The organism is Herbidospora cretacea, assembly GCF_001570605.1.
Taxonomy (GTDB): domain Bacteria; phylum Actinomycetota; class Actinomycetes; order Streptosporangiales; family Streptosporangiaceae; genus Herbidospora; species Herbidospora cretacea.
Window position 1 is genome coordinate 166,728 of the sequence record NZ_BBXG01000006.1, and the last position, 14,608, is coordinate 181,335.

General features: G+C 71.9%; 13 protein-coding genes. 5 read left to right on the forward strand and 8 right to left on the reverse strand.

Going from position 1 to position 14,608, the window contains the following annotated elements:
* Positions 1-3: 3 nt before the first annotated feature.
* Positions 4-1,572, forward strand: coding sequence for an alkaline phosphatase D family protein (locus AW270_RS13495; protein ID WP_061294527.1), 1,569 nt, complete (start codon positions 4-6; stop codon positions 1,570-1,572).
* Here the strand turns inward: AW270_RS13495 and rocD are convergent.
* The 4 genes from rocD to AW270_RS13515 all read right to left on the reverse strand — a co-directional run bounded on the left by rocD (position 1,556) and on the right by AW270_RS13515 (position 4,823).
* Positions 1,556-2,734: an ornithine--oxo-acid transaminase gene (gene rocD / locus AW270_RS13500; RefSeq protein WP_061294529.1), complete on the reverse strand. Its 1,179-nt coding sequence runs from the start codon at positions 2,732-2,734 to the stop codon at positions 1,556-1,558. The two genes, AW270_RS13495 and rocD, sit on opposite strands and share 17 nt — an antisense overlap.
* Positions 2,735-2,745: 11 nt before the next feature.
* Positions 2,746-3,519: a dimethylargininase gene (gene ddaH / locus AW270_RS13505; RefSeq protein ID WP_061294829.1), complete on the reverse strand. Its 774-nt coding sequence runs from the start codon at positions 3,517-3,519 to the stop codon at positions 2,746-2,748.
* 199 nt (positions 3,520-3,718) lie between these two features.
* Entirely contained in the window at positions 3,719-4,150 is a 432-nt protein-coding gene (locus AW270_RS13510) for an Lrp/AsnC family transcriptional regulator (RefSeq protein WP_034382928.1), read from the reverse strand.
* A 31-nt stretch (positions 4,151-4,181) separates the two neighbouring features.
* On the reverse strand, positions 4,182-4,823 hold the full coding sequence (locus AW270_RS13515; RefSeq protein ID WP_245674698.1) for a TetR/AcrR family transcriptional regulator: 642 nt from the start codon (positions 4,821-4,823) through the stop codon (positions 4,182-4,184).
* A gap of 55 nt (positions 4,824-4,878) precedes the next feature.
* On the opposite strand from AW270_RS13515, the gene AW270_RS13520 reads away from it, so the two are divergent.
* Together AW270_RS13520 and AW270_RS13525 are read left to right on the forward strand one after the other, a co-directional pair.
* Positions 4,879-5,607 (forward strand): ABC transporter ATP-binding protein, encoded by a 729-nt coding sequence (locus AW270_RS13520; protein WP_061294533.1) that lies wholly within the window; start codon positions 4,879-4,881, stop codon positions 5,605-5,607.
* A gap of 103 nt (positions 5,608-5,710) precedes the next feature.
* Entirely contained in the window at positions 5,711-6,430 is a 720-nt protein-coding gene (locus AW270_RS13525; protein WP_061294535.1) for an ABC transporter permease, read from the forward strand.
* Here AW270_RS13525 and AW270_RS13530 read toward each other — a convergent pair.
* From AW270_RS13530 to AW270_RS13545, 4 genes are all read right to left on the reverse strand, one after another.
* On the reverse strand, positions 6,427-6,609 hold the full coding sequence (locus AW270_RS13530; RefSeq protein WP_439649054.1) for a DUF397 domain-containing protein: 183 nt from the start codon (positions 6,607-6,609) through the stop codon (positions 6,427-6,429). The genes AW270_RS13525 and AW270_RS13530 overlap by 4 nt on opposite strands.
* A gap of 106 nt (positions 6,610-6,715) precedes the next feature.
* Positions 6,716-7,609: a Sco1979 family transcriptional regulator gene (locus AW270_RS13535; RefSeq protein WP_245674700.1), complete on the reverse strand. Its 894-nt coding sequence runs from the start codon at positions 7,607-7,609 to the stop codon at positions 6,716-6,718.
* Positions 7,610-7,743: 134 nt separating this feature from the next.
* Positions 7,744-9,846, reverse strand: coding sequence for an MMPL family transporter (locus tag AW270_RS13540; RefSeq protein ID WP_082801528.1), 2,103 nt, complete (start codon positions 9,844-9,846; stop codon positions 7,744-7,746).
* A 94-nt stretch (positions 9,847-9,940) separates the two neighbouring features.
* Entirely contained in the window at positions 9,941-13,306 is a 3,366-nt protein-coding gene (locus AW270_RS13545; protein WP_218009210.1) for an ATP-binding protein, read from the reverse strand.
* A 96-nt stretch (positions 13,307-13,402) separates the two neighbouring features.
* Between AW270_RS13545 and AW270_RS13550 the strand changes: the two genes are divergently transcribed.
* On the forward strand, positions 13,403-13,909 hold the full coding sequence (locus tag AW270_RS13550; RefSeq protein WP_061294543.1) for a hemerythrin domain-containing protein: 507 nt from the start codon (positions 13,403-13,405) through the stop codon (positions 13,907-13,909).
* A 38-nt stretch (positions 13,910-13,947) separates the two neighbouring features.
* Positions 13,948-14,604 (forward strand): hemerythrin domain-containing protein, encoded by a 657-nt coding sequence (locus AW270_RS13555; RefSeq protein ID WP_061294545.1) that lies wholly within the window; start codon positions 13,948-13,950, stop codon positions 14,602-14,604.
* Positions 14,605-14,608 lie beyond the last annotated feature (4 nt).

A 14,608-nucleotide genomic window follows, 5' to 3' on the forward strand; every position in this document is an offset into this window, starting at 1 on the left:
GACGTGGCACAACTAGTGATCGGGCCCCTCCTCCGCCACGTCGACGCGTCGACCGCGTCCATTTGGGTGGAGACCAGTGATCCCTGCGCGGTCACCATCACTGCGGGCACCGAGCAGATGACAGAACGCACGTTCACGGTGCACGGGCACCACTACGCGATAGTGGACGTCCCCGTGACCGAACCCGTCCCCTACGAGATCCACCTCGACGACGAGGCGGTGTGGCCGCTGGACACGATGGACCCCAGCGTCATCCGGCCCGTCCCGAAACTCAACAAGGTCGTCTTCGGGTCGTGCCGGACCAGCGTCCCCCACGACACGGCCCACACCATCTCCCACGGCGTCGACACCCTCTTCGCCCTCGGGCACGCCATGAGCGTGGACGACGACCTGCCCGACCTGCTCATCATGCTGGGCGACCAGGTCTACGCCGACGAGCCCTCGCGCGAGATGCTCGACTACATCACCGCCCGCCGGGGCGACCAGGAACCCGTGGGGGAGATCGCCGACTTCGAGGAGTACGCCGAGCTCTACCGCCAGGCCTGGAACGACCCGGAGATCCGGTGGCTGCTGTCCACCGTGCCGACCACGATGATCTTCGATGACCACGACCTGCGCGACGACTGGAACACCTCCAAGGACTGGCGGGCCAAGATGGCCAAGATCTCCTGGTGGCCGAGGCGGGTCGTGGCCGGGCTCGGCGCCTACTGGGTCTACCAGCACCTGGGCAACCTGTCCCCGGCCGAACGCGCCGCCGACGAGGTCTACACGAAGCTCAGGGCGGCCGAGGGCGACGGCGCGGCGGTGCTCGACGCGTTCGCCGAGCAGGCCGACGCCGACCCGACCACCAGCAGGTGGAGCTACGCGCGCGACTTCGGCGACACCCGGCTGATCATGCTCGACTCGCGGTGCGCCCGCCATCTGGAGCCCCGTGAGCGGTCGATGCTCGACGCGACCGAATGGGCCTGGCTGGAGGAGGTGCTGGCCGACCCGCCCGAGCGGGTGCTCATCGGCTCGTCGGTGCCGATCCTGCTCCCGGCCGGCATCCACCACATCGAGGCCTGGAACGAGGCCCTGGCCGACGGCGCCTGGGGCAAGACGGTGGCCCGGTGGATGGAGAAGGCCCGGCAGGCCGTCGACCTGGAACACTGGGCGGCCTTCCGGCGCTCGTTCGACCGCCTGCTGAAGATGCTGGCCGCCTCGGGCACCACGGTCATGCTCATGTCGGGCGACGTCCACTACTCCTACGTCGCGCGGGTCAAGGGGCTGCCGATCTACCAGCTCGTCTGCTCGCCGATCCGCAACCCGCTCAGCCGCACCTTGCGCCTGGCCAACGTGATCGCCCAGTTCGGAGTGGCCACGGTCCTCGGCGCCCTGATCGCCCGGACGGCGAGACTGCCGAGGCCGCCGGTGAAATGGCGCATCACCGACGGCCCCTGGTTCCCCAACGCGCTCGCCACCCTCACTCAGGAGGACGGCGTGCACGTGGTCCGGTGGGAGACGCCGACCGTCCTCGACGACCCACCGAAACTCAAGGAGGTCTCCCGGGTGGAGCTCACTCCGATCCCGTGAGCACCGCTTCCAGCTGCTCCAGCGCCCACTCGATCTCGCGGGCCTCGACCACCAGGGGCGGGGCCAGCCGGATCGTGCTGCCGTGGGTGTCCTTGGCCAGCACACCCCGCCGCATCAGGCCCTCGCAGACCTGCCGGCCGGTGGCCAGGGAGGGGTCGATGTCGACCCCGGCCCACAGGCCCCGGCCGCGGACGGCGGTCACGCCGGTCAGCGCGCGCAGGCCGTCGAACAGGACCGGTTCGAGCTCGCGGGCGCGGGCCTGGTACTCTCCGCTCTTCAGCAGGTTGACCACGGTCTCGCCGACCGCGCAGGCCAGCGGGTTGCCGCCGAACGTCGAGCCGTGCTGGCCGGGCTTGATGACGCCCAGCACGCCGGCGTCGGCCGCGACCGCCGACACCGGCACGACGCCGCCGCCGAGCGCCTTGCCCAGGACGTACATGTCCGGGACGACGTTCTCGTGGTCGCTGGCGAAGGTCTCGCCGGTGCGGCCCAGGCCCGACTGGATCTCGTCGGCGATCATCAGGATGCCGCGCTCGGTGCACAGGTCGCGGACCTGCCGCAGGTAGCCGTCCGGCGGGACCAGCACCCCGGCCTCGCCCTGGATCGGCTCCAGCAGCACCGCCACCGTGTTCTCGTCGGCCGCGTCGGCGATCGCCTCGGCGGAGCCGTACTTCACGACCCGGAACCCGGGCGTGTACGGGCCGAAGCCGTCGTGGGCGTCGGGGTCGGTGCTGAAGCTGATGATCGTGGTCGTGCGGCCGTGGAAGTTGTCCTCCATCACGACGATGTTGGGGTCGGTGATCCCCTTCACGTCGTGGCCCCACTTGCGGGCGACCTTGATCGCCGTCTCCACGGCCTCGGCGCCGGTGTTCATCGGCAGGATCATGTCCTTGCCGCACAGCTCCGCCAGCCCCGACGCGAACGCGCCGAACCGGTCGTTGAAGAAGGCGCGGCTGGTCAGGGTGACCCGGTCGAGCTGGGCGTGGGCCGCCGCCAGGATCACCGGGTTGCCGTGGCCGAAGTTCAGCGACGAATATCCGGCCAGGCAGTCGAGATACCGCCTGCCCTCGACGTCGGTGACCCACGCGCCCTCGGCCGAGGCGATCACCACGGGCAGCGGGTGGTAGTTGTGCGCGCTCCGGCTCTCGGCCAGCTCGATCATGTCTCGCGTGTTCAAAGGCGGATCTCCAGGGTGCAGCACTTGGGGCCGCCGCCGGCCTTGCGCAGTTCCGACAGGTCGACCGGGATGACCGAGTAACCGGCGCGCTCCAGCTCGGCGCGGAGCCCGGTGGCCTCGGCGTTGACGATCACATTCTTGCCGTCGGAGACGGCGTTCAGCCCCAGCACGAGCGCGTCCTCCTCCGTGGCGATGACGGCGTCGGGGAACATCCGCCGCAGCACCCGCAGGCTGCCTTCGGAGAAGGCGCCCGGGTAGTAGGCGACGTTGTGACCGTCGAGGGCGAACAGCGCGGTGTCGAGGTGGTAGAACCGCGGGTCGACCAGCCGCAGCGTGATCACCGGGCGGCCGAGGAACTCCTGGGCCTCCATGTGGGCGGCCACGTCGGTCCGGAAGCCGGTGCCGGCCAGGATCACCTCGTCGAGCGTGAGGAAGTCGCCCTCGCCCTCGTTGGTGAAGTTGGCCTCCTTGACCGGCAGGCCGAGCTCGGCGAACCACTTGGCGTACGCCGGGCCCTCGTCGGCCCGCTCGGCGTGCGCGAACTTCGCGCCGTAGACGTGGGCGTCGACCACGAGAGCGCCGTTGGCGGCGAACACCATGTCGGGCAGCCCGTCGATCGGGTCGATCACACTCACCCGGTGGCCCAGCGACTCGTAGGCGGCCTTCAGGGCGTCCCACTGCTGGACCGCCTTGCCGGCGCTCGCGCCCGCGACCGGGTCCATCCAAGGATTGATCTTGTACGTCACGTCGAAGAATTCCGGGCGGCACATAAGGAAATGACGCGGCGTGGCCACCCGCTCGCGGGTGGTGGTCGTCGTCTCGTAAGCGGGTGTGTTCACGCACGTCTCCGGCGGTGAGCTGGGGCAGTGCTCTCAGACTAGGAACCGGCGGCCGGTGCTCCAATGCGGCGACATTGCGTCCCTAACGCGGTCTCTTGCGTCTTTGGGCCGGTTGGCGGTGATTTGTTGCTCAGGTGATCAGCCGGGTGAGCACGATCGCGCTTTTGGTCCTCGTCACGAACGGCTCGGCGGCGATCCGCTCGATGACCTGCTCGACGTGGCGGACGTCGGTGGCCCGGATGTGCAGCAGCGCGTCGGCCTCGCCGGTCACCGTGCAGGCGCTGACCACTTCGGGGTGGCGGGAGACGGCCAGGCCGATCTCGGCGGGGGAGGTCTTGCCCCGGCAGAACAGCTCGACGTAGGCCTCGGTGGTCCAGCCGAGGGCGGACGGTTCGACGCGGGCGGTGAACCCGGTGATGGCCCCCTGCTGGACCAGGCGGTCGACCCGCCGTTTCACCGCAGGGGCGGACAGGCCGACCTGCCCGCCGATCTCCGCATAGGTCGCCCGGGCGTCGTCCACGAGGGCCCCGATGATCGCCCGGTCTAGCTCGTCCAACTTCACGAGCATCTGTATACCGCCTGCGGACGGCCGATCAGCGGGCGGGACGCGCCCGCGCGAAGTCGGGAGCGGCGCGTTCGAGGAGGTCGAAGGCCCTGACCACCTCTCTCCTGAGGTCGGGCAGGATCGCGTCGGGGGTCTCGCCGGCCGTGCGGCGCTGGAAGTAGGACGAGGCCGTGACGCGGACCACCGCGCAGGTGACGGCGGCGATGACCTTGGGCGTGATGTCGCCGGGGTCGGTGCCGGCCTCGTCGGCGAGGGCCTCGGCGAGGACCTGTTCCCGCCGCTCGTGCAGCTCGCGGGTGCGCGAGACCAGCGACGGCGAGTCGTTGATCATCTTCGCGACGAGCTCGCTGCCCTCGGAGGTGCCGTACCGCCAGTCGCGGGTGTCGATGGCGTCGAGCAGGTCGCGGCGGATCGCCTCGACGGCCGACTCGCCCGGCTCCCGGTTGCGCACCACGACGGCGAGGCGCTGCTCGGCCTCGTCGAAGCGGTCGAGGCAGAGGTCCTCTTTGGTCTTGAAGTAGTTGAAGACCGTGTTGACCGACACGTCGGCGACCCTGGCTACCTCGGCGACGGTGACGTTGTCGAAGCCGTGGTGCAGGAACAGGCCCGTGGCGATGTCGGAGATCCGGAGCCTCGTCTCCCGCTTCTTGCGCTCGCGCAGCGTCTCCATGGTTGTGATTCTACCAAACTTGTAGTGACACCAAATTTGTGGTTTCTCTAAAAACATGATTCACGCGAAAGCGCTGACCAGGACCTTCAAGGGCGTGCCCGCCGTGCGGGGCGTCGACCTGGACGTGCACGAAGGGGAGATCGTCGGGTTCCTCGGGCCCAATGGGGCCGGCAAGACCACCACGCTGCGCATGCTGACGACGCTGCTGCGCCCGACCTCCGGCACCGCCACCGTGGCGGGCCACGACCTGGTCGCCGACCCCTCGGGGGTCCGCGGGTCGATCGGGTACGTCGCCCAGGGCGGCATGTTCACGCCGCCGTCCCTGATCGGAGCCGAACTGCTGCTGCAGGCGCGTCTCCACGGCCATTCGGCCCGGGAGGCCCGGCGGCTGGTGGGGGAGGTGCTGGAACGGGTCGGCCTGGCCGGGTTCGAGCGGCGTTCCCCCGCGTCGCTGTCGGGCGGGCAGGCCAGGAGGGCCGACCTGGCGCTGGGGCTGGTGCACGCCCCCAGGCTGCTCTTCCTCGACGAGCCCACCAACGGTCTCGACCCCCGGGCGCGGGCCGAACTCTGGGACCACATCCGCGGCCTGAGGACCACGATCTTCCTCAGCACCCACTACCTCGACGAGGCCGACGCGCTGTGCGACCGGGTGCTGATCATCGACGGCGGGCGCATCGTGGCCTCGGGGTCACCCGCCGACCTGAAGCGCGACCACGCGGCCGCCACCCTCGACGAGGTGTTCCTGACGGTCACCGGCCGTCCGATGGCGGAGGCGGCGGCGTGAAATGGCGGCCGGTGATGTGCGGAAGTAGGTGTCCGGATATTGCCGGACGTCCGTATCGACGGAAACGCCCGGGAATTTCGGCTGACTCGCGGGAGGTCATCGGATGACTGCGTTTGTTGTGGCGGCGCATTATCTCCGCGAAACGTTCCGGCACAAGTTCGTCATCGTTTTCGGTGTGGTTCAGCCCGCGCTCTATCTGGTCTTCTTCGGGCCGGTGTTCACCGGTTCGGGGGTCGGTGACTGGGACGTGCTCGTCCCCGGTCTGCTGATGCAGCTCGCGCTGCTGACGTGTGGGCTCACCGGCTTCAACATCGTGTTCGACCACCGGTTCGGGGTCCTGGAACGGCTCCGGGTGACGCCGGCCGGCCGGTTCTCCCTGCTGGTGGGAAGGGTGCTCAAGGACGCCGTCCTGCTGCTGGTCCAGGCGGCCGCCCTGCTCGGGCTGGCCCTCGCCTTCGGGCTGCGGGCGTCGGTCCCGGGCGTGGTGGCGGGGCTCGCGCTGGTGGTGACCATGGCGCTCGGGCTGGCGGCGCTGTCCTACGCGGCGGCGCTGACCCTCGGCGACGGGCTGTTCGCGCCGGTCATGGGCACGGCGGTGGTCCCGCTGCTGCTGCTCTCCGGGGCGCTGCTCCCGATGGAGGGCGCCCCGGCCTGGCTCGACGCCGTCTCCCTGGCCACCCCGTTCCGGCACGTCGTCGACGCGCTCCGGGCGCTGTTCGCCGGGTCGTCACACGGGATCGGGTGGGCGGTGCTGAGCGTCGGGCTGTTCCTCGCGGTCGCGCTCCCCCTGGCGACGCGGGTGTTCAACCGGGAGAACGCCTAACCGAGCAGGTGGTCGAAGCGGCCCGACTTGATCTCGGTCAGCATCGCCGTGACCGCCTCGGCCCCGAAGACCAGCGCCGGTCCCTGCGGATCACGGGAGTTGCGCACCGCCGTGGTCCCGTCGGGGAGGCGGGCGAACTCCACGCAGCTGCCGTTCGGGTTGCTGTGACTGCTCTTCACCCAGACCGCATGTCGCAGCTGACCGGAATTCGGGACGTAGCCCATCGTGCCCCTCTCAAGTGGTGAGAGGGCCACCCTAGTAGGTCATCTGCACGTGCATCGGCAATTACAGAGAGGCGCGAATCTCTGTCAACAGATCGTGTGTCTGCCGGGCCTGGTGGGCCTCCACGCACAGGCTGTTCATGACCTGCATGTAGCGGTCGACCTCGTCGAGTTTCTCCAGGTAGAGGGCGCTGGTGAGCTGTTCGAGGTAGACCACGTCAGGCAGTTCGCGCTCGTCGAAGCGCAGGATCGTGAACGGCCCGCCGGCCGCCGCGTGGCCGCCCCGGTCGAACGGGACGATCTGGAGCGTGATGTTCGGGTGGTCGGCCATCTCCAGCAGGTGGTCGATCTGGGCCCGCATGACGGCGCGGCCGCCGAGCGGTCGGCGCAGCGCGGCCTCGTCGATGACGGTCCACAGCTTCACCGCGTCGGGGCCCCGCAGGCGGGCCTGCCGGGTCATCCGGAGGGCGACCCGGCGCTCGATCTCCTCCTCGGGCGCACCGCCGTTGGCCAGCAGGATGACGGCGCGGGCGTAGTCGGGGGTCTGGAGCAGGCCGTGGACGAACTGGACCTCGTAGGCGCGGATCACCGACGCGGCCTCTTCCAGGCCGACGTACATCTCGAACCAGGAGGGGAGCAGGTCGCTGTACTTGTGCCACCAGCCGGGCGAGTTGGCCTGGCGGGCGAGGGAGATCATCGCGTCGCGGTCGGCGGAGTTGGTGACGCCGTAGAGGGTCAGCAGGTCGGCGACGTCGCGCTCCTTGAAGCTGACCCGGCCGAGCTCCAGCCGGCTGATCTTCGCGTGGGAGGCGCGGATGACGTGTCCGGCGTCCTCGGGGGAGATGCCCTTGGCCCGGCGCAGCCGCCGGAGCTGGGCACCCAGCAGGATGCGCAGGACCGTGGGGCCACCACGGGAGTACGACAGCACACCGGCGGTGGGGTCCGGGTCAGCGGTCACGACAATCTCCACACGGGTCAGCACGAGTAGGCGTATTTCCTGAACGTGCATCATTGTCGCATCAGCGGCTCTTGGCAAACAGTGCATCATTCATGGGAAATCACCAAGAGCCGCTTCTGCACGTGCATATGTACTTATTTCTGGATTAGTGCGGATTCCTTGTGAACCGACTTAGTGGGCAGCGCGTCGTGGTGCCGGACGTCGGGCAGCACCCGGCCGAGCCATCGGGGGATCCACCAGTTGGCCCGGCCGAGCAGCGCCATCGTGGCGGGCACCAGCACCAGCCGCACCAGCGTCGCGTCGATCAGCACCGCCGCCGCCATGCCCACCCCGGTCGTCTTCACCGTCACGTCGGGGTCGAGCGCGAAGCCGACGAACACCGCCACCATGATCGCGGCGGCGCTGGAGATGACCCGCCCGGTCGAGGTCAGGCCACGGATCACGCTGCCCCTGGCGTCGCCGGTGGCCAGGAAGTCCTCCCGGATCCGGGACAGCAGGAACACCTCGTAGTCCATCGACAGGCCGAACAGCACGGCGAACATCAGGACCGGCACCCACGTCGACACCGAGGCGCCGTGCGGCAGCCCGACCAGGGCCGCCCCGGCGTCGGTCTGGAACACCACCGTGATCACGCCGTACGCCGCCGCGACCGACAGCAGGTTCATCACCGCGGCCTTGAGGGCGACGACGGGGGCCCGGAACATCACGGTCAGCAGGAGCAGCGACAGCACCACCACGAAGGCGACCACCACCCAGAGCCGCTCGGCCAGCCGGTCGGAGATGTCCCCGAACACCGCCACCACCCCGGTGACCATCACGCCGTCGGGCAGGGTGGCGCGCAGGCGACGGACCAGCTCGGTGGTCCGTTCGTCCTGCGGCCCCGTCGCGGGCTCGACGGTGATCACGGTGGCCTCGCCCCGCGTGACCGGCGGGGACACCGCCCTGATCCCGGGCTGCCCGCCGAGGGCGGCCGTCACCCGCCCGGCCAGCTCCGCCCGCATCGCCAGCACGACCGGGCCGTTGGCCCCCGGGCCGAACTCCTCGGCGACCAGGTCGTAGGCGACGCGGGTGGTCTTGCTCTCCGGCTGGGTGCCGGCGTCCTGCGGCCAGGTGCGCATGCCCAGCATCGGCGCGGCCAGCGCCAGCAGCACGACCACCGCGACCAGCGCCGACCGCTTCGGCCGGCGGCCCACCCACTCCGCCCACCGGGCGGTGCGCGAGGTCCTTCGCGCCGGCCGGGTGAGGCCGAGGCGCTCCCTGCGGGGCAGCACCCGCCGGCCCGCCAGGCCCAGCATCGCCGGGACCAGCGTGACCGAGGCGATCATGACCGCGCCGACGGTGGCGAAGGTGGCGTACGCGAACGAGGCGTAGACCGGCAGCGTGGACAGGTGCAGCCCGAACAGCGAGACCAGCACGGTCAGGCCCGCCATCAGCACCGACGTCCCGGCGGTCGCGGTCGCGTGGGCCGCCGCCTCCCGGGGCGGCAGGCCCGCCCGCAGGGCCTCGACGTGCCGGCTGACCAGGAACAGCGCGTAGTCGATGCCGACCCCGAGGCCGACCATCGTGGCGATCGTCGGCGCGATCGTGGAGATCTCGATCACCCCGGCCAGCAGGGTGACGATCGCGGTGCCGACGCCCAGGCCCGTCATCGCGACCAGCAGCGGCAGCCCGGCGGCGACCAGCGAGCCCAGCCCGGCCAGCAGGATGACCAGGGCGGCCACGATGCCGGCCGCCTCGGCGACGCCGCTCGGCGCGGAGACGTTCTCCGGCATCTCGCCGCCGAACGCGACGGTGAGGCCCGCCGCCCTGGCGGGGGCGGTGGCCTCGGTGAGGGCGTCCACGCCCTCGGAGCCGGAGAAGTCGGTGACCGGGACGCGGTAGCCGACCTCGATCAGCGCGGTGTCGCCGTCGGCCGAGACGCGCGCCGGGGCGACATGGGAGACGTGCGGCATCGCGGCGAGCCGCTCGTCCAGGGTGGCCAGCAGGTCCGGCGGCACCGGCCGCTCGCCGTGCACGACCACCCGCGCCCCGGCCCCAGCCAGGTCGGGGAGGTGCTCGGCCAGGAAGTCCTTGCCCGCCTGGGAGGGGATGCCCGGCACGTCGTAGTCGTCGTGGGGGGTGCCGCCCGCCGCCAGGGACAGGCCGGTCGCCGCGACCAGGGCGACCAGCCAGGCGGCGAGTGTGCGCCACGGGTGGGCGGCGGCCGCGCCACCGAGGCGGCCGAGCAAGCGAGACATGGGGGGCGTCCTCTCCTGGATCCGCGTTTGTGCTGATCCAGGGTCGGCCGGGCCGCTTGGTCACCTCTTGGGGCGGGCTTGGAGCCGAGTCGGGTCAGCCCGGGGGGAGGGCGGCCAGGGCCTTCTCCGCGTCGGCGGCCCAGACGGGGGCGCCGCGACGGCGGGCCACCTCGGCGGCGTGCCGGTAGCAGGCCGCCGCCTCGTCGAGGTCGCCGAGCCGCACGGCCAGGTCGCCGAGCAGGTGCGCGACCGGGCGCAGCGAGACCGACAGCGAGGCCGCGCCGGGCAGGCTGTCGCGCAGCGGCAGGAGCTCCGCGCGGATCCGCCGCACCTCCTCCGGCGTGCCCACCGCGGCCGCCGCCAGGGCGCGCAGGCCCAGGTAGAGGGAGTAGTAGAAGTCCTTGCGGATGGGGGCCAGCCGGGTGCGGATCTCGGCCGCCTCCTTGAGACGGCCCTCCCGGCTGAGCGCCACCGCGAGCAGGTCGCTGACGATCGCGCCGTGCTCCTCGTGCAGGGCGTAGGCGATGTCGGCGTACTCGCCGTGGCGGTCCTGGCTGACCCGGATCGCGAAGACCGCCAGCGCGTGGGCGCCTTCGGCGTTGAGCGAGCCCTTGCGGAGCAGCAGACCGAACGCCGCGCCGTAGGCCGCCTCCGCGCCGTCGAAGTCGCCGGCCACGTGGCGGAGCGTGGCATAGGCCACGTTGGTGACCTCGCGGGCCTCGATCATCTGGTACGCCGTCGCCAGGTCGTGTGCCGCCTTGAGATGCCGGTGCATGCCGGGCACATCGCCCAGCATCCAGCAGGCCCGGGTGGCGACGAACTCGCCGTACCAGCGGTAGGCCAGCAGGTGGTCGTGGCGGTAGGCCAGGTCGGCCAGGCGCACCGACAGATCCAGCACCTGCCGGGGGGCCAGCTCGAACGGGGTCTCCTTGATCCGGACCGTGAGGGCCAGCGCGGTCATCGCCGGGTCGTCGAGCGTGGCGGCCAGCGCCTCCAGCTCGTCGGCGGCCGCGGCGCTGCGCGGGTCGCCCTCGTTCTCCAGCTCCGAGACGACCATCTCCAGCAGGCGGCAGCGCACGACCGGGTCGAGGTCGTCCCGCCTCAGCAAACGGGTGATCAGGCCGACGGTGCGTTCGTCCACGTAGGAGTAGGGGCGGATGAGCCACGGGGTGGCCTCGGTCCAGCACGAGAACGCGGCGATCAGCAGGTCGTCGCGGCCGGCCGCCTGGGCGACGTCCACCGCCTTCTGGCGGGTGGCCCGCGCGTGCGCGACCGCGCCGTCCTGCACCTGGGCGCGGACCAGCGCGGCCAGCAACTCGACCTTCGCGGCGTCCCGGTCGGCCGTCGCCTGGACGGGCACGCGCTCGAACGCCACCAGCGCCTGTTCGTACAGTTCGGTGGCGGTGTCGTAGGCGTAGCGGCGGGTGGCCAGCTCGGCGGCCTTGACCGAGTGCGCGACGGCGCGTTCGGCGGTCGCCGAGGTGCCCGCGCTAGCGTAGTGGTGGGCCAGCGCGGTGTGGTCGTCGGGGTGCAGGGCGGCCAGGGAGTCGGCGACGCGGGCGTGCATGCGGGTCAGCCGCACCTGCGACAGGTCGTGGTAGAGGGTGTCGCGGACCAGCGCGTGGGTGAACCGCACCCGGCCCGGCGACGGCTCGGTGAGCAGGCCGGTCAGCACGCCCGCCTCCAGGGCGTCGAGCACGCCGTCCTCGTCGGCGTCGGCCGCGCCCACCAGGACCTCGACCTCGGCCTCCCGGCCGACGGCCGCGGCGAGCCGGAGCACGGTGACGGCGGGGGCGGGCAGCCGGGCCAGCCGCCGCCGCAGGACGTCGCGCACCCCTTCGGGCACGCTCCTGGCCACGCCCGCCAGGCTGCCCTCGGAGGCCAGCAGGCGGGCGCTCTCCCGTACGTAGAAGGGGTTGCCGCCGGTGCGCTCCGCGATCCAGGCGACCGTCCCGGCCTCGACCTCGCGTCCACAGACCGACGTCACCAGGCGCTCGACGTCGCCTTCGGACAGGCCGTCGAGGTGGAGGCGGGTGGGGGAGCGGGCGGCCAGCGCGGCCAGCGCGTCCTCCTGGGCGTCGGTCACGTCGGAGGGGCGGAAGGCGGCCACCAGCAGCACCCGCGCGTTCGTCAGCTCCCCTGCCACCGCGACCAGCAGGCCCAGCGTCTCGGCGTCGGCCCGGTGGAGGTCGTCGAGGAGGATCGCCAGCGCCCGCCCCGACGTGCGGGTGAGCGAGCGCAGCCAGGCGCAGGCGGCGCGGTGCATGCGGAAGCGGCCGGTGGCGGAGTCGTCGGCGTCCGGGCGCGCGTCGCCGAGCAGCGGGGCCAGCGCCTCGGCGTGCTCGCTCAGCGGGGCGATCTCGGTCAGCGGGCCGAGCGCCTCGATCCACGCCCAGGCGGGCGGCGCGCCCTCGGTCTCGGGGCAGCGGCCGGTCACGACCAGCCAGGTCGCCGGGTCGAGGTCGTCGGCGATGCGGGCCATCAGGGTCGACTTCCCGGCCCCGGGCTCACCGCTGATCAGCACCACCTCCGCGTCGACGGCGGCGGCGCGGGCGGCGGCCTCGCCGATCTCGGCCAGCTCCAGGTCCCGGCCGACGAACAGCGGCCCCGCGGGATCGGTCCACGATCCGGCCGGGGGAGCGGCGATCATGACCGGCGAGGGGTCGGCCGGTTCGGGCGCGCGGGTGGCGGCGTGCAGCAGGTCGAGCCGCTGGGCCAGCACCGCCTCTTCGAGCTCGGTCAGCGCCGGGCCAGGGTCGAGGCCCAGCTCGTCGACCAGGGTGGTGCGGGCCCGGCGCAGCGCCGCGAGCGCGTCGGCCTGCCGCCCGCTGCCCCACAGGGCCAGCGCCAGCAGCCGCCACCCCTCCTCGCGGAGGGGTTCGCGCCGCGTCAGCATCTCGGCGGCCGGCACGGCGTCCGCCGGCGGAGCCGACCGCAGGGTCGTCTCGACCAGCAGTTCCTGGGCGGCCAGCCGCAGTTCGGTCAGCCGGGCGGCCTCGGCGACGGCCCACTCCTCGTCGGCGAACTCGGCGAACGCCGCGCCCCGCCAGTTGCCCAGGGTGTCGCTCAGCAGCGTGCGGGCCGCGCCGGGGTCCCGCGCGCTCAGGTCGCGGGCCTCACCGGCGGCGCGCTCGAACCGCCAGGCGTCGACGGCCTCGGCGTCCAGCCGGACGGCGTAGCCGGGGGCGGCGCTGACCAGCACCGAGGCGGGTGCGCGCGGCGGCCGGCCGGGTTCGAGGAGGCGGCGCAGGTTGGCCACATAGGACTGCAGCGACGCGATCGCCTTGGCCGGGGGCTCCCCGCGCCAGAGATCCTCGATCATGCGGTCGACGGAGACGACGTCCCCGCGCGCGGCGACCAGCAGGGCGAGGACGGCGCGCTGCCTCGGCCCGCCGAGGAGCACGGAACGCCCGTCGACGTCCGCTTCGAGCGGTCCAAGGACCCGCACGCGCACAGCCACGGAGCAATGGTATACACCCAGAACATCCCAAGAGACCTTCAAGCCATATGGCGGACATTCAACCTCTGACCTCGACAGAAAGGTTGAAAAGAGATCATGTCTGCCGATCGGCCCGACACCCACGACATGCTCGTGGTCCACCGGGTGTTCCGCCGCGAGTCGCGGGTGCTCGCCGGGCTCGTGCCCGCCGTCGCCGCCGGGGACGTCGTCCGCGCCGGGATCCTGGCCGCCCACTACCGCGACCACGCCCTGGGCCTGCACCACCACCTCAGCGCCGAGGACGACCTCGTCTGGCCGAAACTCCTGGCCAGGGTCGACATGGAGGCCGACCTGGTCATCCGGATGGAGCACCAGCACGAACGCGTCCGGGAGGGCCTCGACCGCATAGGCGCGGCGATGCCCGAATGGGAGCGCGAGGCCGACCCCGCCGTCCGCGACCACCTGGCCGGACTGCTCGCCGACCACCGGGCCGCCCTCGTCGAGCACCTCGACGACGAGGAGAGACACGTCCTGGCCCTGATCGAGGAGCACCTGTCGGCCGCCGAGTGGGCCGCCGCCGTGGCCCGTTGGATCGGGCCCGTACGCGGGGCTTCAAGAGCGTGACCAATCATCTCCAAGTGGGTCCTCCCACCCTGGAGCACATGACGAACGAACGCCCCTACGTCCAAGAGATGGTCATGATCCACCGGGTCTTCCGGCGCGAGTCGAAGATGATGCCCGAGCTGTTCCGCCGGATCAGGCCCGGCGACACCGCCCGCGCCGCCCTCATCGCCGAGCACTACCAGGGCTACGCCGACGGCCTGCACGGCCACCACACCAACGAGGACGACCTGCTCTGGCCCAAACTGCTGGCCCGGGTCACCCTGGAGGCCGACCTGGTCAAGCGCATGGAGCACCAGCACGAGTACATCGCCGACACCATGCGCCGCGTAGAGGACCTGCTGCCCGGCTTCGCCCGCACCGCCGACCCCGCCGTCGGCGACCGCCTCGCCGACCTGCTCACCGACCACCACCACGCGCTCGTGGAGCACCTCGGCGAGGAGGAGACGCACATCCTGCCGCTGGTCTCCACCCACATCACGGTGGCCGAGTGGAAGGAACTGGGGGAGCGCGGCGTGAAGGAGGCGTCCGGCGGCTCGCTGCAGCGGCAGCTCGTCGTGCTCGGCGCGATCCTGGAGGACGCCACCCCCGAGGAGCGCGCCCACTTCATGGGGAACCTGCCGGTCCCCGCCAAGCTCGCCTGGAACCTGGCGGGGAAGCGCCTCTACAGGAAGCGCGCGGCTCTGATCAGGGCCTAGTCCG